We start from the raw sequence: 22,718 nt of genomic DNA, 5'->3' as shown, positions 1-22,718 counted from the left end.
GATAGCATCAAGCACCGGCCCGGACGGGGGACCGACAACATCCCCTGAGCCGTGTCCGCCCTGGGATCACCCGTCCGCCGGTCCGCGCAGCCGGAGGTGCCCATGAACGCGGAGGCCGTGAATCCAGCGAGCCCGGGCCCCGTGCCGCCCGCGGCCACCGGCGCCGTCACGCCGGCCCCCCGCAGGAAGGCCCGCCCCCGGATCGACCTGCGCCGCCTCGGCCGCGCCGCGCTGCTCGGCTCCGCCACCCGCAGCCGGGGCCTGCCCGACGCCATCGGCCACGTCGTCGAGGCGCACCGCGCCCACCACCCCGACGCCGACCTCGACCCACTGCGCCGCGCCTACGTCCTGGCCGAGTCCTCGCACCGCGGCCAGATGCGCAAGAGCGGCGAGCCGTACATCACCCACCCCCTCGCCGTGACCCTGATCCTCGCCGAACTCGGCGCCGAGACCACCACCCTGACCGCCTCCCTCCTCCACGACACCGTCGAGGACACCGAGGTGACGCTCGACCAGGTGGGCGAGGAGTTCGGCGCCGAGGTCCGCTACCTCGTCGACGGCGTCACCAAGCTGGAGAAGGTCGACTACGGCGCCGCCGCCGAACCCGAGACCTTCCGCAAGATGCTCCTCGCCACCGGCAACGACGTCCGCGTGATGTCGATCAAACTCGCCGACCGGCTGCACAACATGCGCACCCTCGGCGTCATGCGCCGCGAGAAGCAGGAACGCATCGCCAAGGTCACCCGCGACGTCCTCATCCCGCTCGCCGAACGGCTCGGCGTCCAGGCCCTCAAGTCCGAGCTGGAGGACCTCGTCTTCGCGGTCATGCACCCCGAGGAGTACGCCCACACGCGCGAGCTGGTCCAGGAGAACGCCGCCCGCGCGGACGACCCGCTCGCCGCGGTCGCCGACGAGGTGCGAGGGGTGCTGCGCGAGGCCGACATCCAGGCCGAAGTCCTCATCCGCCCGCGCCACTTCGTCTCCGTGCACCGCGTCTCCCGCAAACGCGGCACGCTCCGCGGCGCGGACTTCGGCCGCCTCCTGGTGCTCGTCCAGGAGGACGCCGACTGCTACGCCGTCCTCGGTGAACTGCACACCTGTATGACGCCCGTCGTCTCGGAGTTCAAGGACTTCATCGCCGTCCCCAAGTTCAACCTCTACCAGTCGCTGCACACGGCGGTCGCCCGCGCGGAGGACGGCCAGGTCGTCGAGGTCCTCATCCGCACCCACCAGATGCACAAGGTCGCCGAGGCCGGTGTGGTCGCGCTCGGCAACCCGTACGCGCCGCCGTCGGAGGAGCAGAGCGCGGGCGACGGCGAGCGCGCCGACCCCACCCGGCCCGGCTGGCTGTCCCGGCTGCTCGACTGGCAGCGCGGCGCCCCCGACCCCGACACCTTCTGGTCCACCCTCCGCGAGGACCTCGCCCAGGACCGCGAGATCACCGTCTTCCGCCCCGACGGCGGCACCCTCGGCCTCCCCGAGGGCGCCACCTGCGTCGACGCCGCCTACGCCCAGTACGGCGAGGACGCGCACGCGACCATCGGCGCCCGGGTCAACGGCCGGCTGGCGACCATGAGCACGGTGCTGCGGGACGGCGACACCGTGCAGCTCCTGATGGGGCAGGACCCCGCCTCCGAGCCGTCCAGGGACTGGCTGGAGCACGCGCACACCCCCGCCGCGCGGATCGCCATCCAGCGCAGGCTCGCGGCCCACCCGGAGCCGGCGCCCGAGACCGAGGAGCCGGCCCGCGACCCCGCCGCGCCCGACACCCACGCCCACCCCGGCGCCCCGCGTCCGGCCGCGGGCGCCGCACCCGTCCGCCCCGCCTCCGCCGACGTCCTCGTCGACCCGCCGGGCGCCACCGTGCGGCTGGCGGGCTGCTGCACCCCCGTACCGCCGGACGAGATCACCGGCTTCGCCGTGCGCGGGGGAGTGGTGACCGTGCACCGCGCCCAGTGCGCGGTGGTGGCGCGCATGAAGGACGCCGGGCGGCCCGAGGTCGGGGTGCGCTGGGGCGAGAGCACCGGCTGCCGGGTGACCCTGCTCGCCGAATCGTTCGGCCGCCCGCACCTCCTGGCCGACCTCACCGAGGCCATGGCCCTCGAAGGCGCCGAAATCGTCTCCGCGACCGTCGAGCCGCCCGACCGCCAGCGGGTCCGGCACAGCTACACCGTGGTGCTCCCGGACGCCGCCCGGCTGCCCGCCCTCATGCGGGCCATGCGCGACGTGGCCGGCGTGTACGACGTCAGCCGGGCCCAGCCGCAGCCGACCGGCGCCTGACCGGCAGGCCGCGCGGAAGCGTTCGGCTGCCCCGGGCGCGCCGCTGCCGCACGGCCCGCGGCGCGCCGGTACGGAAGCCGGTCGGGCGCTCCGGTCCGGTGGGCCGGTCGGGCGCTCCGGTCGGGCGCGTCACCGCACCTGCCCCGCACCGTCCGCACGGAACCGGGCGCCGTCACCGCACGGCGTGCGCGCCCGCGGGACCCGTTCGGGTGTTCCGGGCGCGCGCCGTCGCCGCGGGGCAGGCGCGCGCTGATAGCCGTGAGGGATGCTGCACACCCCTCACCCCCCGACTCCGCGACCCAGCGCACGCGCCCGGCGCCGGCTCAGGGCCGCGGCGCTGCTCGCCTCCGCCGTCTCCGTCTGCCTGGTCGCCGCGAGCGCCCCGCCCACCCCGCTGGGCGTCGGCGACCGCCTCTTCCCGCAGCTGGGCAACCCCGGTTACGACGTGACGGCGTACGACCTCTCGTTCACCTACTCCGGCAGCAACAGCGAACCGCTGCGGGCCGTCACCGTCATCGACGCCCGGACCACCGCCGACCTGGACCGGCTCAACCTCGACTTCGCCCACGGGAAGGTCGACTCCGTCGAGGTCGACGGCGAGCCCGCCGCCTTCGCCACCGCCGGTGAGGACCTCGTCGTGACGCCCGAGGACGCGCTCGACGAGGGCGACCGGACGCGGATCACCGTCCGGCACAGCAGCGATCCCGTGTATCCCGAGGACCGCCAGGGCGGCTGGGTGCGCACCGCCGACGGCCTCGCCATGGCCAACCAGGCGGACGTCGCCCACCTGGTGTTCCCCTGCAACGACCACCCCTCGGACAAGGCGCGGTTCACGTTCCACATCACCGCGCCCGACGGGCTCACGGCCGTGGCCAACGGCCTGCCGGCCCGCGTGGACCGGGCCGGGGGGTCGACCACCTGGACCTACCGGACCGGACACCCCATGGCCACCGAGCTGGCCCAGGTGTCGATCGGCCGCTCCACCGTGCTGCACCGCACCGGCCCGCACGGGCTGCCCGTCCGGGACGTCGTGCCGACGAAGCACCGCGCGGCGCTCGAACCGTGGCTGGAGAAGACCCCCGGCCAGATCGCGTGGATGGAGGAGAAGGTCGGGCGCTACCCCTTCGAGACCTACGGCCTGCTCATGGCCGACGCCACCACCGGCTTCGAACTCGAGACCCAGACGCTCTCCCTCTTCGAGCGGGAGCTGTTCACCGAGCCCGGCTACCCCAAGTGGTACGTCGAGTCGATCATGGTCCACGAGCTGGCCCACCAGTGGTTCGGCAACAGCGTCAGCCCCGCCACCTGGTCCGACCTGTGGCTGAACGAGGGACACGCCACCTGGTACGAGGCGCTGTACGCGGAGGAGACCGCGGACAAGCCCATGGCGGCGCGCATGAAGGCCGCCTACGGGGCCTCCGACCGCTGGCGCACCGCGGGAGGGCCGCCCGCGGCCCCCAAGCCGCCCAAGAACGGCAGCAAGACCGGGATCTTCCGCTCCAACGTGTACGACGGCGCCGCGCTCGTGCTCTACGCCCTGCGCCAGGAGGTCGGCGGCGCCGTCTTCGACCGCGTCGAGCGCGCGTGGGTCGCCCGGAACCAGGACGGCACGGCGACGACCGCCGACTTCGTCCGGCTCGCCTCCGAGACCGCAGGCCGCGACCTGGGCGACTTCTTCCAGGCCTGGCTGTACGGCGAGAAGACCCCGCCGATGCCCGGCCACCCGGACTGGAAGCAGACCCCCGCCGCGAAGGCCCCCGCCAAGGCGGCACACCGGGCACACGGCGAATAAGCCGGTGACGAGACGGCCCGTGCCGTGCGACCATCTTCGGGACGGCGCGGTACGGGCCCCGGGAATCTCCCCGGCGGCTCGCACGTTGTACAGAATGTCGCGGAGCATGTGCCGCGCCCACCGATTCCCAGCTACGTAAGGATCCAATGACCTCCTCTTCTTCCCCCTCCCAGGACACCAAGCGTCTCGCGCAGACCTATCCCGAGGGCCTCCGGGCCGATGCCCTGATGGAAGAGGACGTCGCCTGGAACCGCGCAAACGACTCGCAGTGGGACGGCGAGCAGTTCGACCGCTCCGACCGCGCGGCCCTGCGCCGGGTGGCGGGCCTGTCCACCGAGCTCGAGGACGTCACCGAGGTCGAGTACCGCCAGCTCCGGCTGGAGCGGGTCGTCCTCGTCGGCGTCTGGACCTCGGGCACCGTGCAGGACGCGGAGAACTCGCTGGCCGAGCTGGCCGCCCTCGCGGAGACGGCGGGCGCGCTCGTGCTCGACGGCGTGATCCAGCGCCGCGACAAGCCCGACGCCGCCACCTACATCGGCTCCGGCAAGGCCGAGGAGCTGCGGGACGTCGTCCTCGACACGGGCGCGGACACCGTCATCTGCGACGGTGAGCTGAGCCCGGGCCAGCTGATCCACCTCGAGGACGTCGTCAAGGTCAAGGTCATCGACCGCACCGCCCTGATCCTGGACATCTTCGCCCAGCACGCCAAGTCCCGGGAGGGCAAGGCACAGGTCGCGCTCGCGCAGATGCAGTACATGCTGCCGAGGCTGCGCGGCTGGGGCCAGTCGCTGTCCCGGCAGATGGGCGGCGGCAAGGGCGGCGGCCTCGCCACCCGCGGCCCCGGTGAGACCAAGATCGAGACGGACCGGCGCCGGATCCGCGAGAAGATGGCGAAGATGCGCCGGGAGATCGCGGAGATGAAGACCGGCCGCGAGATCAAGCGCCAGGAGCGCAAGCGCCACAAGGTGCCCTCCGTCGCCATCGCGGGCTACACCAACGCCGGCAAGTCCTCGCTGCTCAACCGCCTCACGGGCGCGGGCGTCCTGGTCGAGAACGCCCTGTTCGCGACCCTCGACCCGACCGTGCGCCGGGCCGAGACCCCCAGCGGGCGGCTGTACACGCTGGCCGACACCGTCGGCTTCGTCCGGCACCTGCCGCACCACCTGGTCGAGGCGTTCCGCTCCACGATGGAGGAGGTCGGCGACTCCGACCTGATCCTGCACGTGGTCGACGGTTCGCACCCCGTCCCGGAGGAGCAGCTGGCCGCCGTGCGCGAGGTGATCAGGGACGTCGGCGCCACCGACGTACCGGAGATCGTCGTGGTCAACAAGGCCGACATGGCCGACCCGGTGGTGCTCCAGCGGCTGCTGCGGGTCGAGAAGCGGGCCATCGCCGTCTCGGCGCGCACCGGCCAGAACATCGACCAGCTGCTCGCCCTGATCGACAACGAGCTGCCGCGTCCCTCGGTCGAGATCGAGGCGCTCGTGCCGTACACCCACGGCAAGCTGGTGGCCCGCGCCCACGACGAGGGCGAGGTGATCTCCGAGGAGCACACCCCGGAGGGCACCCTGCTCAAGGTCCGGGTGCACGAGGAGCTGGCGGCGGAGTTCACGCCGTACGTTCCCGCGCCGCTCGCCTGAGACCCGTACGGCCCGGCAGCGGGCCGGACGACCGAGGGCCCGTCCCCTGCCTCGGCAGGGGACGGGCCCTCGGTCGTGGACGGCTTCCCGTGCCGGTCACCGGCCGCCGTACGTCTTGCTCATGTTCTGGTACAGGGCCTCGGCCGCCCGGCCCAGCTGCGGGCCCGCCAGCCAGGTGTTCTCCAGCGGGCCGATCGAGGTGTTGGAGACCAGCTTGGTCTCCCCGTCCACCACCCGGAACCAGCCGCCGCCCGACGAACCGCCGGTCATGGTGCAGCCGATGCGGTACATCGTCGGCAGCGACGGGCTCAGCGACAGCCGGCCCGGCCGGTCGACGCACTTGAACATCTCCAGGCCGTTGTACGGCGCCGCCGCCGGGTAGCCCCAGGCGCCCATGCTGGACACCTCCGTCGCCGACGGGGCGGAGAAGTCCACCTCGAGAGCGGCGCCGACGGTCTCCTCCAGCGACTTGCCGCCCTGCTCCGGCTTCACGTGCAGCACCGAGTAGTCGTACGCGGCCCCGTCACCGCCGCTCTCCGAACCGCCCTGGATCCACTGGTCGGAGGTCGCCGCCCAGTCCGCCCACCAGGTGCCGTACGGCGCCATCTCGGTGGCCGTCGCGTTCGCCAGCTCGGCCTCGGACTTGCCGTAGTCGTTGTACGACGGGACGAAGGCGATGTTGCGGTACCAGCCGCCGCTGCCGCCCGCGTGCACGCAGTGGCCCGCCGTCCACACCAGGTTGGACTTGCCCGGGTGGTTCACGTCCTTGATCACCGTGCCGGAGCAGACCATCGACCCCTCGGGGGAGTCGAAGAAGACCTTGCCGACCGGGGCCGCGTTCTCGTGGTACGGCTTCTTCTCGGCCACGGCCTCCACGGGCGCGGGTTCCGGGTCGGTGGCACCCTGGTCGGCGGCCGCGTCCTTGGTCGTGACGGTCTTGTCGGCCTCCTTCGCGGACTTCATCCGGTCCGGCTGCCACAGGCCCTCGATCACCGGGTTGACGAAGTCCTTGGCTTCACTGAGCCACTTGTCCTCGTCCCAGTTCTTCCAGCCGCCGTCCTTCCACTTGTCGACGTCGATGCCGTGCTCCTCGAGCCGGTCCGCGAGACCGGCCGCCAGACCGCCCCCGCCGCCGGCGGCGTCGCCCGCGTCGGCGGCCTGGGAGGTGCCGCCGCCGGGCTTGGCCTCGGCCTCGTCCTGCTCCGATCCGCCACAGGCGGTCGCGGTGAGCGTGAGCGCGGCGACCAGTCCGGCCGCGGCGAGTGCGGTGCGCCGTCCGCGCCGCGGCGCGGCGGACACAGGTGTGGAACGCATGGTGCGACGACCCCCGTTGAAACGTGTGAATGCGTGCATGTCTGTCAAGGAACGCGCGGCGGGGCGCCGGGCTCGGGCCCGGCGCACCCCACCGTCCTCACTGGCCGGCGAACTTGCCGCTCACCGCGTCGAACACGCCCTTGGCCTCCTCGCCCAGGCGCGGACCGGCCAGCCAGCCGGCCGTCACCGGGCCGATGGAGGTGTTGGAGACCAGCGCGGGCTTGCCGTCGGAACCGGCGGCGACCCAGCCGCCGCCGGACGAACCGCCGGTCATGGTGCAGCCGATGCGGTACATCGTCGGGTCGGAGGCGTTGAGCGACAGCCGTCCGGGCTTGTCCTGGCACGCGTACAGCTTCTGGCCGTCGTACGGCGGCGCGGCCGGGTAGCCGATCGCCTTCATGCTCTCGATCTCCGGCACGGCCGGCGCGTCGAAGTCCACCGGCAGCGCGGCGCCGACCGTCTCCTCCAGCGACTTGCCGCCGCTGCCCTTCTCCGGCGTCACATGGATCACGGCGAAGTCGTACGAGGCGCCGTCACCGCCGGTCGCACCGCCCTGCTCGATCCACTGGTCCGAGGTCTGCGCCCAGTCGCCCCACCAGACACCGTAGGGAGCGATCTCCTCCTTGGTGGCCTTCTGCAGTTCCTCGGCCGACATGTCCGCGTCGTTGTACGACGGGACGAAGGCGATGTTGCGGTACCAGCCGCCGCTCTTGCCGGCGTGCACGCAGTGACCGGCCGTCCACACCATGTTGGACTTGCCGGGGTTGGCCGGGTCCTTCACGACCGTCGCCGAGCACACCATCGAACCCTTGGGGGAGTCGAAGAGGAGCTTGCCGGCCGTGGCGGCGTTGTCGTGGTACTTGGCCGGCACGGCCGCCGCCTCCACGGGGGCGGGCTCCGGGTCGGTGACGCCCTGGTCCCCGGAGATGTCGTTCTCGTCGACCTCCTGGTCCGGCTCCTCGGCGTCCCGCATCCGGTCGGGGTCCCACAGGCCCTCGATGATCGGGTTGACGAAGTCCTGCGCCTCGCGCAGCCAGTCGTCCTTGTTCCAGTTCTTCCAGGCGCCGTTCTTCCAGTCGTCGACGTCGATCCCGTGTTCCTTGAGCTTGTCCTTGATGTGGTCCGGGATGCGGATGCCGCCCTTGCCGTCGTCGACGGCGGAGGCGGAGGCCGAGGCGTCGCCGCCCGCCTCGGGGTCGCCGTCCTCGCACGCCGTGGCGGTGAGCGCGAGCGCCGAGACGAGCGCCACGGCGGCGGCCGCGGAGGAGGTTCCGCGCCGTCCGCGCCTGCCTGTGCGCGTGCTGAACGACGGCCGTATGGATCGCATGGTGTTGACTCCCCCTGCTGTGAACGAACATGGTGCTGCGGCCGAGCCGATCCGCGGACCCGGCCCGGTCTCCCGGGGCCCGGTTCCGCGGATCGACTGCGACCTGGAACGGCACCACACACTATGCGCCCGCCGTGGGGGACTTCCGACGGAACGGCAACGGTTCGGACACAGCCGCCGTGACCGGCGCTACTCGGCGGCGATCCCCGCGTGGTCGGCCAGCTGTACAGAGCCGCTGTTGGCGATGGGCACCGCGTCCAGATACTCGGCGGGCAGATCGAAGGCGTCGACCAGCGACGTCATGTGCGGGGCGAGGCTGCCGGTCACCGAGTCGAGCACGGCGGGCAGCGCGCGTACCTGCTCGTTGCTCATGCAGCCGTGCGCCAGCAGGTCGCCGGTGCGCCGCTCCACCTGGTGCAGCAGGAACAGCAGGCAGAGCCGTTCGAGCAGGTCCCGGGCCTGCGGCTGGTCCGCCGATCGCACCGCGTCCAGGAAGGCGTCGGCCGCGTTCAGCGAGGCGTGGTCCGAGACCATCTCCAGGGCCGCCGAGGACGTGGTGTTCCAGCGGGCCACCGGATCCTTCGCGGGTCCCTGACGCAGCGCCGCGCGCGCCCGGGCCTGCCAGAGGGCCTCGGAACGAGCGAGCAGGTGCCGCAGGTAACGGGGGTCGCCGAGCTCCTCGGCGCCGGTGGGCGGCGCCACCGGTCCGGCCTGCTCCGCCTCCTGGTGGAAGACCAGTTCGGCGGCCGCCTTGGACCAGATCAGGAGGTTGTCGCCCTCGGCGGTCACCGTTCCCTCGATGTACTCGGGGAACCCGGACAGGCCGTTGACCGCGAACAGCCCCTGGGCGCCGCACCGTTCGCGGCACTCGACCGTGATGCCGCGGGCCTGCCAGGTGATCCAGCCCTTGGCGACGGCCACCAGACGCCCGACGTCCTCCTGCTCCGCCTCGGTGCGGCCCTCCCAGCGGGAGACCACCGAGCGGTGCAGGAAGGTCATGGCGTACGCCGTGGACAGTGCCTGGAGAAGCCGGCTGTGGTGTGTGCGGTAGGCGTCGACCGGGATGCGCTCGCCGGCCCTGGGCCCGCTGACGTGGCGGTGGCGGCCGTACCGGACGGCGATGGCGAGGGCGGCGCGGGAGGCCCCGATCGCGGCGCCGCTCATGCACAGCTTCCCTTCGGTGACCCGCCTGATGGAGCGCAGGAAACGCTTGCGACGGTTGCCGAGGGTGCTGTTGAGCGTGCCGTCACCGCCGAGTCGGCCGTGCTCCGCCTCCAGCAGTGCCTCCCGGGGCAGCCGCACCCGGTCGAAGGCGGTGAGGCAGTGGTCGACGGGTGCTCCGGGGCGGAACGGCAGTCGGCGCACGCGGACGCCCGGCAGGTGTCCGGCCTCGTCGCTGAGCGGGGTGAGGAACAGGAAGACGCCCTGGTCCCGGCCCTCGACCAGAAGGCGGGCGGCGACCACGGCGGTCTTGGGGCCGCCGGTCGTGCTGGTGTTGGGCATGAACTTCTGGGCGCCCGGGCTCGGCGTGTGCAGGATGAAGCCGCCGGTGGCCGGGTCGAGTTCGGCGGTGGTCTCCAGCGCGAAGCTGTCGTTGCCGTGATCCAACTCGGTGCACAGGAAGGTGCCGACGCGCCGCATGGACGTGAACGCGGACAGGTCGCGCCGGGTGCCGCCCTCGTGGTCCAGGAGGCTGCCCAGGAAGAGGTTGTAGTGGATGCTCGCCACCGTGCACAGGCCCCCGCCGCCGTCCACGATCGCCGCCCACTCGTGCAGGCCGGCCAGCCGGCCCGCGTCCTGGGCGAGGCTCTCGGGCCGGGACACGCTCGCGTTGAGCATGCGGAGCCACTCGTAGGACCGGGCGGCCTGCTCCACGGGTGACAGGCCCGGGCGGTGCCGGAAGGCCTCGTCGGCTATGAGTCGCTGCCACGGTCGGTGGACGCGGTCCCGCTCGCCCTCACGGTCGAAGAGCAGACGGGTGAGTTCGCTGGTGCTCGCCGTGCTCGCCGTGCTCGTAGTGCTCGCCGTGCTCGTAGTGCTCGCCGTGCTCGTCGTGCCTGTGGCGTCTGTGGTGCCTGTGGTGCTCGTGGTGCTGGTAACGCCGGTGGCGTCGGTGTCCTTGGTGCCGCGTCGGCCGGAGTGGCCGAACGTCAGGCTCTCGATCGCGCGCAGATCGTCCGTCAGGGACTGATCCGGAGTGGTGATCGCGTCGCTCGCTGTGCTGGGGCGTTGCTCGTTCCTCGACGTCAGAAGGGCCATGGCCCTCTCCCCCCGCTAGTGCAGATCCGGATGGTTGGACGTGCAGTGAGCCAGAAGATACGGACCTACCGGTTTTCTTATCAAGTCAAGAATTGGCAAAGCAGAGCCTGATGGGAACCCTTCGCACAGCTCGGCCCCGGTGTGCCGATCTAGTGGAATCACCGCTTCAACTTGGGGTTTCAGGCATATGCCCACGCATGAGATGCCGTGGCGCCGCTCCTGGAAAACCGGCGCGCGAGTCTGTTAGTGTGCTCCCGGGTGCAGGGAATACGAACCTGTCGGTTTTCTTTACTGGGCCTCATAAGTGGGGCGGCGCGGAGGTGTGGGGCGTGGCACTTCAGGAGCGGGCGATCAGGACGCGCCATTCCATTCTGGTCGCGGCCGCGTCGGTCTTCGCCGACGTCGGCTACGAGGCGGCGACGATCTCGGAGATCCTCCACCGGGCCAGCGTGACCAAGGGCGCGCTGTACTTCCACTTCTCCTCCAAGGAGGAGCTGGCGCAGGCGGTGCTGTCCGACCAGGTGGGCGCGGTGCCCGAGCCGGCTCCGCAGGAGCTGGTCCTCCAGGAGGGCCTGGACTCGACCTTCCTCCTCGCTTACCTGCTGAGCACCGGGGACGCGATGGTCCGCGGCAGTATCAGGCTCACCGTGGAGCAGGGGGTCACGCAGGACGGGCTGAACCGGCAGACGCCGATGGCCGGCTGGATCGAGCACAACGCCTCGGTCCTGGCCCGCGCCAAGGCGAACGGGGAACTGCTGCCCCAGGTCGATGTCGAGGACGCCGCGCGGATGTTCGTCGCGGCCTTCACCGGGGCCCAGATCCTGTCGAAGATCATGACCGGGTACGGCGACCTCATGGAGCGGGTGGCCGACATCGAACGGCACCTGATGTCGAGTGTCGCGGTCCCCGCCGTGCTCGTCCGGCTGGACATGAGCGCCGACCGCGGGGCCCGCGTCCACGAACAGGCGATGGAGCTGCGCCGGCAGTCCGCGGCGGCGGTCGGCTGACCGCCGTGGTGCTGTGACCGGGGCGCGAGGACGCGTGCGCCGCGGAGGGGGCGTTCCGCACGGCAAGTGACGCATGTGTTGGGCAAGACCAACTGGGGGAGTGTCAATGGGAACGACAGTCTGTCCTTACGCGCTGGACGTGACGGGGCAAGACCTGGTCGGGGAGGCCGCGCGGCTGCGGGCCCGGGGCCCCGCCGTCCAGGTGGAGCTGCCGGGAGGCGTGATCGCCTGGGCGGTCGTCCGGCAGGAGTACGTCGAGAGGTTGCTGACGGACCCTCGTGTGTCCAGGGACGCCCGCCGGCACTGGCCCGCCTTCGCCGCCGGAGAGATCACCGAGGAATGGCCCCTGTATCCGTGGGTGGCCAACGAGAACATGCTCTTCGCCTACGGGAGCGACCACGCCCGGCTGCGCAGGCTGATCGCCGGCGCCTTCACCGCGCGCCGGTCCGAGTCCCAGCGGCCCAAGGTGGAGCGGATCGCGCGGGACCTCCTCGACGAGCTGGGCAAGTCCCCGGCGGGGACGCCGGTCGACCTGAAGACCGCCTACGCCGACCTGCTGCCCCTGCGCGTCATCTGCGAGCTGTACGGCGTGCCCCCGGGCGACGCGACGGACCAGCTCAGTGCCGCGCTGCACACCGTCTTTTGCAGCACCGTCAGCGGTGCGGAGATGGACGCCGCGCGTGTGCGCGCCTACGGCCTGCTCGCCGAACTGGTGCGCGACAAGCGGGAGCGGCCCGGTAACGACCTGACCACGTCACTGATCCAGGCGCGCGACCAGGAGGACCGGCTGAGCGAGGACGAACTCCTCGGCACCCTCTTCATGATGATCGCTGCGGGCCAGGACACCACCGCCATGCTGATCACCAACGCGGTCGCCGCACTCCTCACCCACCCGGACCAGCTGGACCACGTGCGCGCCGGTCGCGCCGACTGGAGCGACGTGGTCGCCGAGACCCTGCGCGTGCACACGCCGCCCGCGTTCGCCCCGATGCGGTTCGCCGTCGAGGACGTCGACCTCGACGGGGTGCTCATCAAGCAGGGGGATCCGATCATCGTCGCGTTCCACGCGGCCGGCCTGGAGGAGGGGCGCCACGGGCCGACCGCCGACCGGTTCGACCTGCTGCGGGAGAAGCGCGACCATCTCGGCTTCGGGCACGGTACGCACCGGTGCATGGGGGCCCCGCTCGCGGAGATCGAGGCGGGGGTCGCCTTCGCGCAGCTCTTCGAGCGGTACCCGAAGCTGGAGCTCGCCTGTGCACCGGACGAACTCGGGCCCATACCCACCTTCATGCTCCACGGGTACGGTGCGCTCCCCGTGCTGCTCGGCCCGGCGTCGGCCTGACGCTCGGCTCCGCCGCCGGAACCGCGCCGCCGGAACCGCGCCGCCGGAACCGCGCCGCCGGAACCGCGCCGCCGGAACCGCGCCGCCGGAACCGCGCCACCGGAACCCCGCCGCCCCGGCCCGACGGGCGGTGGGGCTCCGGCGGCCCGCGGACGTCTCTTCACCGCGGTGCTCCGAAAGGTCAAAAATACCACGCATGCGGTTTGCTAGACTCGTCGCGCTGGGCGCGAGGAGGCGTGATGGTCAAGCAGGCGCGGGCAATGCGTACACGCGAATCCCTGATCAGGGCGGCCGCGGAGGTTTTCGCCGCGGACGGGTACGCGATGGCCTCGCTGCCCGGGATCAGCAAGCGGGCCGGAGTGAGCGCCGGCGCCCTGCACTTCCACTTCGCGAGCAAGGAAGAGCTGGCCGAGCGGGTCGAGAGAGCGGCGGAGGACGCCGTGGCCGAACTGGTCGAGCGCTGCCGTGTCTCGTCGGGTGGTCCGCTCCAGGCGCTGGCCGAGGTGACGGGAGGCCTGCTGCGGGTCGCCGCCGCGGACTCCGTGGTCCGGGCGGGTTTCAGACTGAGCGCGGACCCGTCCCGCAAGAACGCCCAGGGGCTGCCGCACCGGCTGCACAAGGGCCTGCGCGGCCTCGTCCTCGAGGCGCGCGACGCGGGGCAGATCGCCGGGGAGGTGCCGGTGGACGCCGTGACGACCGCGATCGTGGCTGCCACGGTCGGGTTCGAGGTGCTCGGCGCGGGTGACCACACCCTCCCCCCGGCCGAACGTCTCGCGCAGTGGTGGACGTTCCTCCTCCCCAGGCTGACCGGGGCGCCGGACGGGACGCCCCGTGCGGCGGCGCCGAGTGTGCCGTGCGAGCCCTGACGGACTCGACGGCCGGTGGTGCCCGGCGAGGGACACTCAGCGGAAGTCGGTCGGTTCGGCGGACCGCTGCCGTATGAGTACGGGGGCCGGATCGCCGATCAGGGCGTCCGTCCCCGCGGGCCGCAGCGTCGCGTGCGCCGCGGTCAGGGCGGGCAGGAGCAATTGCCAGTAGCGCGTGAGTGAGCGGCGTGAGAGCCACTCGTCGTTCTCGCGGCTCAGCACCTCGAATCCGGTGGTCGCCGCGACCAGGGACATCACGAGATCCCGCTGGGGGAGCCCGCCGCGGAGCGAACCGTCGGCGGCCGCCCGCGCCAGCAACTGCTGCACGCAGCCCTGCCATTCCTGGCGCAGGCTGGACCCGGTGCGCACCGGGTCGTCGCAGTTCAGCCGGAAACCCGCGCGCACCACCACGTCCTGACGCAGCAGGTGCGCCAGGACGTGCGAGACGTCGACGAGGATCTGGATCGGGTGCGGCTGGTTCTCGTACGCCTTGCGTGCGGCCCGGCGGAGAGTGCGGCCGGCGTCGTGCTCGACGGCGTCGGCGATGGCGGTCTTGTTGGGGAAGTGGAAGTGGAGTGCCCCGGAACTCACCCCGGCGCCGGAACTGATCTCCGACAGCCGCGCCTGGGTGTATCCGCGTTGCTCGAACAACTCGGCCGCGGAACGGATCAGGGCGTGACGGGTGCGGATGGCCCGGTCCTGTTTCTTCACCGAATGGCTCCGTTGCGGAGTGTGCCTGGTGTGGCGGGGACGACAGGGGGAGTGACACCCGGCGCGACATGATCGACGACGCGAGGGTGACGCATGCACGTCAGTATAAAACCAACCTTGCGGTTTTGTAAGCGGGGGATCTCGTCCTGATTTCCCCGACGCGGACGCCCTGGCGCGCTCCGTGTGGGTGCAGGTAGCGACTGTATGGGGGATTTGCGCTGTCTTGGTCGGTACGGTTCAGCGCGGACGTGGTGGCGGCGGCTGGTCCTCGGTCCAGATGTTGCAGCCGATTGACAAACCGGGCTCGCGGTTTTTAAAGTTCGGCTGAACGGTCTACTTGTAACGCGCCTATCGCGCGGACGTGGGGAGTTACAGATGAACCGCCAGAGCACAGACGTTCTGGAGCCCCGTACGGCACGACGTCACGGATCCCTCCATCAGACCCCGTCCATATCCGGCTCCTCGCTGGCCGAGGCGCTCGCGCCCCCGCGGCAGGGAGCCCTGCGGCTGCTCGTCGTGGAGAACGAGGCACGCGCCGCCGACCTCCTGGTGCAGGGCCTGCGGCGGCACGGGTACGCGGCGGAGAGCGTGTCCACCGGTGCCGAAGCCCTGCGGACGTACCAGGGTTCGGATCTCGTCCTGCTCGACGTCGATCTGCCGGACCTGGACGGACTGGAGGTGTGCCGCAGTCTGCGGGCCACGAGTGAGATGCCGATCATCGCCGTCACCGCACGCGACAGCGAACTGGACCGGGTCCTCGGGCTCCAGGCGGGCGCGGACGACTACATGTCCAAGCCGTACGGCTTCCGTGAACTACTCGCCCGCATCGAGGCGGTCATGCGACGGGTGCGCCCGCAGCAGCCGGCCGAGCAGGTCCTGACGCACGGCCCGTTGCGCATCGACGCGCGGCTCCGGGAGATCTGGCTGGACGGGCGGAGTGTGGGGGTGACCCGAAAGGAGTTCGACCTGCTGTACCTGCTCGCCGCCCAGCCGGGGAAGGTCGTCTCCCGCAGGCAGCTGATGACGCAGGTCTGGGAGGACAGTTGGTCGCGTCCGGGCCGTACGATCGACACTCACGTCAGCAGCCTGCGCAGCAAGCTGGGGTCGAGCACCTGGATCATCACCGTCCGGGGGGTGGGCTTCCGCCTCGGGCATCCGTAGCGCACCGGCCGGGTGCGGCCCCGTCCGTTCGCCCCCACCGGGCCGCGGCCCGGTGGGGGCGAACGCGCGTCCGGGGGTACTCGGTACCTGCTCCTGATGACTCCTCACCAAGGTTTGTCCTGATCCGGGTTGAGCTGTGAAGTGGAGTCCGGCGAGCCTGGCGGGACTATCCGAACGCTCAGGAAGGTGAGCCGTCGTGCGCAAGGTGCTCATCGCCAATCGTGGCGAAATCGCTGTCCGCGTGGCCCGGGCCTGCCGGGACGCCGGGATCGCGAGCGTGGCCGTCTATGCGGACCCGGACCGGGACGCTTTGCATGTCCGCGCCGCTGATGAGGCGTTCGCCCTGGGTGGTGACACCCCCGCGACCAGCTATCTGGACATCGCCAAGGTCCTCAAAGCCGCGCGTGAGTCGGGCGCGGACGCCGTTCACCCCGGGTACGGGTTCCTCTCCGAGAACGCGGAGTTCGCGCAGGCGGTCCTGGACGCGGGCCTGATCTGGATCGGTCCGCCCCCGCACGCCATCCGCGACCTGGGCGACAAGGTCGCCGCCCGGCACATCGCCCAGCGGGCCGGCGCCCCCCTGGTCGCCGGCACCCCCGACCCGGTCTCGGGTGCGGACGAGGTGGTGGCCTTCGCGAAGGAGCACGGCCTGCCGATCGCGATCAAGGCCGCGTTCGGCGGCGGCGGCCGCGGCCTCAAGGTCGCCCGCACCCTCGAAGAGGTGCCGGAGCTGTACGACTCGGCGGTGCGTGAGGCGGTGGCGGCGTTCGGCCGGGGTGAGTGCTTCGTGGAGCGCTACCTCGACAAGCCCCGCCACGTGGAGACCCAGTGCCTGGCCGACACCCACGGCAACGTGGTCGTGGTCTCCACCCGTGACTGCTCGCTCCAGCGCCGCCACCAGAAGCTGGTCGAGGAGGCCCCCGCGCCCTTCCTGTCCCAGGCGCAGCTGGAGGAGCTGTACGCGTCGTCCAAGGCGATCCTGAAGGAGGCCGGCTACGTCGGCGCCGGGACGGTGGAGTTCCTGGTCGGCATGGACGGCACGATCTCCTTCCTGGAGGTCAACACCCGCCTTCAGGTCGAGCACCCGGTCACCGAGGAAGTCGCCGGTATCGACCTGGTCCGGGAGATGTTCCGTATCGCCGACGGTGAGGAACTGGGCTACGACGACCCGCCGCTGCGCGGGCACTCCTTCGAGTTCCGGATCAACGGCGAGGACCCCGGCCGTGGTTTCCTGCCCGCTCCCGGCACCGTCACCCGTTTCGAGGGCCCGACGGGGCCCGGGGTGCGGCTGGACGCGGGGGTCGAGTCCGGGTCGGTGATCGGCCCGGCCTGGGACTCCCTGCTGGCGAAGCTGATCGTGACCGGCCGCACCCGCCGGGAAGCCCTCCAGCGCGCGGCCCGCGCCCTGGACGAGTTCCAGGTCGAGGGCATGGCCACCGCGATCCCCTTCCACCGCACCGTCGTCCGCGACCCGGCCTTCGCCCCGGAACTGACCGGCTCCAGCGGCCCGTTCACGGTCCACACGCGCTGGATCGAGACGGAGTTCGTCAACGAGATCAAGCCCTTCACCGCGCCCGCGGACGGTGAGGCGGACGAGGACAGCGGGCGGGAGACCGTCGTCGTCGAGGTCGGCGGCAAGCGCCTGGAGGTGTCCCTGCCCTCGAGTCTGGGGATGTCGCTGGCCCGCACCGGCCTGGCGGCCGGGGCCCGTCCCAAGCGCCGCGCGGCGAAGAAGTCCGGCCCCGCGGTCTCCGGTGACACCCTCGCCTCCCCGATGCAGGGCACGATCGTGAAGATCGCCGTCGAAGAAGGCCAGGACGTCGCCGAGGGCGACCTGATCGTCGTCCTTGAGGCGATGAAGATGGAACAGCCGATCAACGCCCACAAGTCCGGCACCGTCAAGGGCCTGGGCGCCGAGGTCGGCGCGTCCATCACCTCCGGCGCCGCGATCTGCGAGATCAAGGACTGAGCACCACCCGCACCACACGACAGGGGCGCCCGGCGGACCACCTCACACGGTCCGCCGGACGCCCCTCGCCGATGCCGGGCGTCCGGGTGGGCTCAGCGGCCGGCCGCCGCCGCGGTCACCCCGTCGAGCGTCTCGTAGACGTCGATCCCGTGGTAGTACGTCCGGCCCGAAGCGCTGCGGCGCCGCCACTTACGCGTACTCGCGTGCCGGTAGACGCTGCCCGTCGGGATGCCCCAGAGGCTGGAGATGTCCGCCGCGGTCACCCAGCGCACCTCCTGCTCGCCGTCCGCCGGAACGGGCTGCCGGGTCTCCGGCGGTGCCACCGAGGCCTGCTGGGCCGTTCCCGACCCGGAGGACGACGGCGCCGGCCGTGCCCCCGAGGCGCCGATGCGGCGGCTCAGCTGGAGCCACTCGTGCCCGAACCAGGAGTGGGAGGTCTGCGCGTCACACGTGATCTCGGCAGGCACCTGCGGCCGCTCCGGCCGCACGAACGCCGTGAGGGCGCCGGAGCACCCCGGCTCCACGCAGTCGCCGATGTGCACGCGGCGGCCGGGCACCGGGTCGATCACCCCACGCGCGCGGCGCACGAGCCGCGCCACCTCCGCGGACACCTCGCCCGCCGCGCCGTGCGCCGCGAGCCAGTCGCCGTGCCGGGCGAGGAACTGGGCCAGCGGGCCGACGGACCGCCGGGGTCCGGCCAGGCCGCGCTCCTCCACCACCAGGGTCGCCCAGGAGGCGAGCACCCCCAGGATCGAGGTGCGTGCGTCGGCCGCCCGGGCGTTGAAGGGCATCCCGGGCAGCGGGCCGCCGGAGGTCTTCTCCCGGCACGGGCCGCTTTCGCCGCCCAGCCGCAGTCCGCACTCCTCGTACAGCCCCGGCAGCCGCATCAGCTCGTGCAGCAGCCGCCGGTGGCAGGACGCGCACAACCGCGAACCCGCCACGGCGGGGCGCCCGGCCCGGCCCGCGGCCTCGTCCCGCGTGCAGCCGACGCCGACGCAGACCGACGTCCCGGTATTTCCGCGGACGGTTTCCTCGATCACTGTGACTCCCCCTGGTTTTCCGTCAATGGCGCGGCAACGCTATTCGCGGAAATGCCGGGCGGACAAGACCCGCACGTTCCTTCTGTGCAATCCATGACAGGGTCTGGGGCAATGCGCATTGTTCTGACGGGTCCGTGACGTGAATTCACGTCGATCTGGAGAAGGCTGGTCCGTCCGGATGAAATGACGCAGTCGTCACCCGGATTGACCGGAATCTGACACGAAGCGCATTGACCGGCCCGGACGGCAGCGAAGAAGCTTTGATGCAGAGTCCCCAGCAGTGCGCCAACCGAAGGACGAGATGTCTTCCTTCCTCGCCGGTGCGTTCCAGTCCCTGACCATTCGCAATTTCCGGCTGTTCGCGGCGGGACAGCTCGTTTCCGTCGCCGGCACCTGGATGATGGTGGTCGCCCAGGACTGGCTCGTCCTCGACCTCACCGGTGACTCGGGCACCGCCCTCGGCGTGGTGACCGCCCTCCAGTTCGCGCCCCTGCTGCTGTTCACCCTCCACGCGGGCGGCCTCGCCGACCGGCACGACAAGCGCCGGCTGCTGATCGGGGCGAACATCGCCTCCGGCGTCCTGGCGCTGCTCCTCGGCGTGCTGGCACTGACCGGCGAGGCCAGGCTCTGGCACGTCTACCTCTTCGCCCTCGGGCTCGGCACCGTCAACGCCGTCGAGACCCCCGCCCGCATGTCCTTCGTCACCGAACTCGTCGGTCCCGACCTGCTGCCCAACGCCTCGGCACTCAGCGCCGCGTACTTCAACTGCGCCCGGGTGGCGGGTCCGGCGCTGGCGGGGCTGCTGATCAGCTGGTTCGGCACGGCGACCGTGATGCTCCTCAACGCGGTGAGCTACCTCGCCACCGTCGTCGCCGTGCGGCGGATGCGCGCCGACGAGCTGCACCGCCCCGAGCGGCGCCCCCGCCGGGCCGCGGTACTGGACGGCGTACGGCACATGCTGGGGCGGCGCGATCTGCTGCTGCCGATGATCCTGGTCGCCGTCGTCGGCATGCTGGGCTTCAACTTCCAGCTGACCCTGCCGCTGCTGGCCAAGACGGTCTTCCACACGGACGCCGCCGCGTTCGGGCTGCTGACCACCGCGTTCGCGGCGGGATCCCTGCTCGCCGCGTTCACCACCACCCTGCGCCGCGGCCGGCCCGCGCTCGGTCTGGTGATCGCGGCGGCGGCCGGGTTCGGTCTCCTGGAGACGCTGGCCGGACTGGCACCGACGTACCCGCTGGCGGCCCTGCTGCTCCTGGGCACCGGCTTCGGCTCGATCTACTTCGCACAGGCCGCGAACCACCGCATCCAACTGGGCACCGACCCCGCCTACCGGGGGCGGGTCATGGCCCTCTACACCCTGGTCTTCCAGGGCACCACACCGCTGGGCGCGCTGCTGGTCGGCGTCCTCAGCGAGCGTCTCGGGGCGCGTTCCGGCCTCCTGGTGGGCGGCGCGGCATCGGCCCTCGCGGCCGGCGCCGTGCTCCTGGTCCACCTGCGCGGCGACAGGCCCGCGCTCCCGCGGACGGACGCCACGACCGGTGACGCCACCCATGACGCGGTCACCCCACACATCAGACACCAACGGGAGGAACACCCATGACCACGCAGGCAACCACGGCGCACGTCCAGGCCGGGCCCGCGGAGCAGCGCCAGGCGATCGTCCGGGCGGCCCGCACCGTCTTCGCACGCGAGGGCTGGACGCACACCGGCGTCAAGGACGTCGCCGCGCAGAGCGGTCTCGAAGAGGGCACGGTCGTCCACTACTTCCGGGACAAGGAGCAGCTGCTGCTCTCCGTCCTCCTGGAGGGCGCGGCCGCGGTGTCCGCCGCGCTGACCGTGATCGCCGAGGACCACCTCGCCGAGATCACCGACCTGGAGACGGACCTGGCCGCCCTGGGCCGGGCCTGGCTGACACCCCTGTCGACCTTCCCGGAGCACTTCGCCATCGTCCGCCACCTCGGTGCCGAGATCGCCACCCGGCCGGCCGGGGTGCTGGAGATGTGGCAGACCGCGGGGCCCCAGCAGGCCAACCGCGAACTGGCCCGGCGTCTGCGGAAGGTCGCCGACCAGGGGCTGCTCGCCTTCACCGACGCCGAGCACGCCGCCGAGCGCTTCATCCAGCTGGTCGCGGGCGGTGTCGTCCAGCGCTCGTTCCACGGCGCGCTGCCGCTGGCCGAGTTCGAGACCGAGGCACTGGTCACCGCCGGCGTCGCGGACTTCGTCCGCCTCTACCGGCCCGCCGCCGACCGCTGACCGGAGCAGTCCAACGACCACGGAGGGTGGGGAACACCATGGCCACGGCGCACGAGTCGATCCATGCCCGGATCGACGAGCTGACCGAGATCAAGGAGACCGCGCGGCTCGGCCCCGATCCGGCGGCCACCGAACGCCAGCACGGCAAGGGCAAGCTGACCGCTCAGGAGCGCATCGCCCTGCTCCTGGACAAGGGCTCGTTCAACGAGGTGGAGACCCTGCGCCGGCACCGGGCCACCGGGTTCGGCCTCGAGGACAGGAAGCCGTACACCGACGGCGTGGTGACCGGCTGGGGCACCGTGCACGGCCGTACCGTCTTCGTCTACGCGCACGACTTCCGGATCTTCGGCGGTGCGCTCGGCGAGGCGCACGCCCAGAAGATCCACAAGATCATGGACCTGGCCGAGGCGGCCGGCGCGCCGCTGGTCTCGCTCAACGACGGGGCCGGCGCCCGGATCCAGGAGGGCGTCACCGCGCTGGCCGGCTACGGCGGGATCTTCCAGCGCAACACGCGCTCCTCGGGTGTCATCCCGCAGATCTCCGTGATGCTCGGCCCGTGCGCGGGCGGCGCCGCCTACTCGCCCGCCCTGACCGACTTCGTCTTCATGGTGCGCGACACCAGCCAGATGTTCATCACCGGCCCGGACGTCGTGCGGACCGTCACCGGTGAGGAGATCACCCAGAACGGCCTGGGCGGCGCCGACGTGCACGCCGCCACCTCGGGCGTCTCGCACTTCGCCTACGACGACGAGGCGGAGTGCATCGAGGACGTCCGCTACCTGCTCTCGCTGCTGCCGGCCAACAACCGCGAGCTCTCGCCCGTCGAGCGCTCCGGCGACCCCGTCGACCGGCTCAACGACGCGCTGCTCGACCTGGTTCCGGCCGGTGCCGGGCAGGCGTACGACATCCGCAAGGTGATCGAGGAGGTCGTCGACGACGGCGAGTTCTTCGAGGTGCATCCGCTGTGGGCGACCAACATCGTGTGCGCCCTGACCCGGCTCGACGGGCACGTCGTGGGCGTCGTCGCCAACCAGCCCGCGTCCATGGCCGGAGTGCTGGACATCGACGCCTCCGAGAAGGGCGCCCGCTTCGTCCAGTTCTGCGACGCCTTCAACATCCCCCTGGTCACCCTGGTCGACGTGCCGGGCTTCCTGCCCGGGGTGGACCAGGAGCACAACGGCATCATCCGGCGCGGCGCCAAGCTGCTGTACGCCTACTGCAACGCCACCGTGCCGCGGATCTCGCTCGTGCTGCGCAAGGCGTACGGCGGCGCCTACATCGTGATGGACTCCCGCTCCATCGGCGCCGACCTCGCGCTGGCCTGGCCCACCAACGAGATCGCCGTGATGGGGGCCGAGGGCGCGGCGAACGTCATCTTCCGCCGGGAGATCAACGCCGCCGACGACCCCGACGAGGTCCGCGAGCGGCGGATCGCGGAGTACAAGAACGAGCTGATGCACCCCTATTACGCGGCCGAGCGCGGACTGATCGACGACGTGATCGACCCGCGGGAGACCCGGTCGGTGCTGATCCGCTCCCTCGACATGCTGCGCGCCAAGCACGCCGACCTGCCCGCGCGCAAACACGGCAACCCGCCGCAGTGACCGCTCCCGCGCACCGGTGCACGCCCTTTTGTAGTACACCGGTGATTCGTCTGTGGAACCGGACTTGGATTTGCGCCGACAGCCCTTGATAACGGGGCCCGTTCCGAAGAACATTGATGTCAGAGTCCGGCGCTTTGTCGCTGCGCCCCG

The 22,718-nt window shown here is 71.7% G+C and carries 16 protein-coding genes; 11 read left to right on the top strand and 5 right to left on the bottom strand.

Annotated elements, in window-relative coordinates; translation table 11 throughout:
• The first annotated feature begins 102 nt into the window (after positions 1–102).
• From B9W62_RS10210 to hflX, 3 genes are all read left to right on the top strand, one after another.
• A complete protein-coding gene (locus B9W62_RS10210; protein ID WP_087806886.1) occupies positions 103–2,280 on the top strand; it encodes a RelA/SpoT family protein in 2,178 nt (725 codons plus the stop codon).
• A 265-nt stretch (positions 2,281–2,545) separates the two neighbouring features.
• A complete protein-coding gene (locus B9W62_RS10205; RefSeq protein WP_087806885.1) occupies positions 2,546–4,072 on the top strand; it encodes a M1 family metallopeptidase in 1,527 nt (508 codons plus the stop codon).
• A 146-nt stretch (positions 4,073–4,218) separates the two neighbouring features.
• Positions 4,219–5,712, top strand: coding sequence for a GTPase HflX (gene hflX, locus B9W62_RS10200; RefSeq protein WP_087806884.1), 1,494 nt, complete (start codon positions 4,219–4,221; stop codon positions 5,710–5,712).
• A 96-nt stretch (positions 5,713–5,808) separates the two neighbouring features.
• On the opposite strand, the gene B9W62_RS10195 is transcribed toward hflX, so the two are convergent.
• The 3 genes from B9W62_RS10195 to B9W62_RS10185 form a co-directional block, all read right to left on the bottom strand.
• Positions 5,809–7,026 (bottom strand): trypsin-like serine peptidase, encoded by a 1,218-nt coding sequence (locus tag B9W62_RS10195; RefSeq protein WP_087806883.1) that lies wholly within the window; start codon positions 7,024–7,026, stop codon positions 5,809–5,811.
• Positions 7,027–7,123: 97 nt separating this feature from the next.
• A complete protein-coding gene (locus tag B9W62_RS10190) occupies positions 7,124–8,353 on the bottom strand; it encodes a trypsin-like serine peptidase (RefSeq protein WP_087806882.1) in 1,230 nt (409 codons plus the stop codon).
• Positions 8,354–8,542: 189 nt separating this feature from the next.
• Positions 8,543–10,612, bottom strand: a complete 2,070-nt coding sequence (locus B9W62_RS10185; RefSeq protein ID WP_087806881.1) for an acyl-CoA dehydrogenase family protein — start codon at positions 10,610–10,612, stop codon at positions 8,543–8,545.
• A gap of 329 nt (positions 10,613–10,941) precedes the next feature.
• Here B9W62_RS10185 and B9W62_RS10180 point away from each other — a divergent pair, with 329 nt between their 5' ends.
• The 3 genes from B9W62_RS10180 to B9W62_RS10170 all read left to right on the top strand — a co-directional run bounded on the left by B9W62_RS10180 (position 10,942) and on the right by B9W62_RS10170 (position 13,827).
• Entirely contained in the window at positions 10,942–11,619 is a 678-nt protein-coding gene (locus tag B9W62_RS10180) for a ScbR family autoregulator-binding transcription factor (RefSeq protein ID WP_087806880.1), read from the top strand.
• 106 nt (positions 11,620–11,725) lie between these two features.
• Positions 11,726–12,961 carry a cytochrome P450 family protein gene (locus tag B9W62_RS10175; protein WP_087806879.1) on the top strand — a complete coding sequence of 412 codons (1,236 nt, stop codon included), beginning with the start codon at positions 11,726–11,728 and terminating at the stop codon, positions 12,959–12,961.
• A 260-nt stretch (positions 12,962–13,221) separates the two neighbouring features.
• Positions 13,222–13,827, top strand: coding sequence for a ScbR family autoregulator-binding transcription factor (locus B9W62_RS10170; RefSeq protein WP_256976264.1), 606 nt, complete (start codon positions 13,222–13,224; stop codon positions 13,825–13,827).
• Between the two features lie 36 nt (positions 13,828–13,863).
• Here the strand turns inward: B9W62_RS10170 and B9W62_RS10165 are convergent, their stop codons facing one another.
• Positions 13,864–14,538 (bottom strand): ScbR family autoregulator-binding transcription factor, encoded by a 675-nt coding sequence (locus B9W62_RS10165; protein ID WP_087806877.1) that lies wholly within the window; start codon positions 14,536–14,538, stop codon positions 13,864–13,866.
• 375 nt (positions 14,539–14,913) lie between these two features.
• On the opposite strand from B9W62_RS10165, the gene B9W62_RS10160 reads away from it, so the two are divergent.
• Positions 14,914–15,699 (top strand): response regulator transcription factor, encoded by a 786-nt coding sequence (locus tag B9W62_RS10160; protein WP_087806876.1) that lies wholly within the window; start codon positions 14,914–14,916, stop codon positions 15,697–15,699.
• Positions 15,700–15,895: 196 nt separating this feature from the next.
• On the top strand, positions 15,896–17,668 hold the full coding sequence (locus B9W62_RS10155; protein WP_087806875.1) for an acetyl/propionyl/methylcrotonyl-CoA carboxylase subunit alpha: 1,773 nt from the start codon (positions 15,896–15,898) through the stop codon (positions 17,666–17,668).
• A 92-nt stretch (positions 17,669–17,760) separates the two neighbouring features.
• Here the strand turns inward: B9W62_RS10155 and B9W62_RS40665 are convergent, their stop codons facing one another.
• Positions 17,761–18,708: a hypothetical protein gene (locus tag B9W62_RS40665; RefSeq protein WP_256976263.1), complete on the bottom strand. Its 948-nt coding sequence runs from the start codon at positions 18,706–18,708 to the stop codon at positions 17,761–17,763.
• Between the two features lie 301 nt (positions 18,709–19,009).
• On the opposite strand from B9W62_RS40665, the gene B9W62_RS10145 reads away from it, so the two are divergent.
• Genes B9W62_RS10145 through B9W62_RS10135 form a run of 3 tightly spaced genes read left to right on the top strand, consistent with a single transcriptional unit; the run spans position 19,010 to position 22,568 of the window.
• Positions 19,010–20,311 (top strand): MFS transporter, encoded by a 1,302-nt coding sequence (locus B9W62_RS10145; protein ID WP_087806874.1) that lies wholly within the window; start codon positions 19,010–19,012, stop codon positions 20,309–20,311.
• Entirely contained in the window at positions 20,308–20,964 is a 657-nt protein-coding gene (locus B9W62_RS10140) for a TetR/AcrR family transcriptional regulator (RefSeq protein WP_256976260.1), read from the top strand. The genes B9W62_RS10145 and B9W62_RS10140 overlap by 4 nt, the downstream gene beginning before the upstream one ends.
• 38 nt (positions 20,965–21,002) lie before the next feature.
• Positions 21,003–22,568 (top strand): acyl-CoA carboxylase subunit beta, encoded by a 1,566-nt coding sequence (locus B9W62_RS10135; protein ID WP_087806873.1) that lies wholly within the window; start codon positions 21,003–21,005, stop codon positions 22,566–22,568.
• Positions 22,569–22,718: the final 150 nt, after the last annotated feature.

Origin of the sequence: Streptomyces sp. CS113, from assembly GCF_002188365.1 — a bacterium.
GTDB classification, from domain to species: Bacteria; Actinomycetota; Actinomycetes; order Streptomycetales; family Streptomycetaceae; genus Streptomyces; species Streptomyces tendae.
This window is presented reverse-complemented; position numbering and strand designations above follow the sequence as displayed.

Bases quoted from the DNA above. Each gene is read 5' to 3' on its own strand.
- B9W62_RS10160 (WP_087806876.1), top strand. From the start codon at position 14,914: ATGAACCGCCAGAGCACAGACGTTCTGGAGCCCCGTACGGCACGACGT.
- B9W62_RS10135 (WP_087806873.1), top strand. From the start codon at position 21,003: ATGGCCACGGCGCACGAGTCGATCCATGCCCGGATCGACGAGCTGACC.
- B9W62_RS10175 (WP_087806879.1), top strand. From the start codon at position 11,726: ATGGGAACGACAGTCTGTCCTTACGCGCTGGACGTGACGGGGCAAGAC.
- B9W62_RS10195 (WP_087806883.1), bottom strand. From the start codon at position 7,026: ATGCGTTCCACACCTGTGTCCGCCGCGCCGCGGCGCGGACGGCGCACC.
- B9W62_RS10210 (WP_087806886.1), top strand. From the start codon at position 103: ATGAACGCGGAGGCCGTGAATCCAGCGAGCCCGGGCCCCGTGCCGCCC.
- B9W62_RS10140 (WP_256976260.1), top strand. From the start codon at position 20,308: ATGACCACGCAGGCAACCACGGCGCACGTCCAGGCCGGGCCCGCGGAG.
- hflX (WP_087806884.1), top strand. From the start codon at position 4,219: ATGACCTCCTCTTCTTCCCCCTCCCAGGACACCAAGCGTCTCGCGCAG.
- B9W62_RS10190 (WP_087806882.1), bottom strand. From the start codon at position 8,353: ATGCGATCCATACGGCCGTCGTTCAGCACGCGCACAGGCAGGCGCGGA.
- B9W62_RS10185 (WP_087806881.1), bottom strand. From the start codon at position 10,612: ATGGCCCTTCTGACGTCGAGGAACGAGCAACGCCCCAGCACAGCGAGC.
- B9W62_RS10205 (WP_087806885.1), top strand. From the start codon at position 2,546: ATGCTGCACACCCCTCACCCCCCGACTCCGCGACCCAGCGCACGCGCC.
- B9W62_RS10170 (WP_256976264.1), top strand. From the start codon at position 13,222: ATGCGTACACGCGAATCCCTGATCAGGGCGGCCGCGGAGGTTTTCGCC.
- B9W62_RS10145 (WP_087806874.1), top strand. From the start codon at position 19,010: ATGTCTTCCTTCCTCGCCGGTGCGTTCCAGTCCCTGACCATTCGCAAT.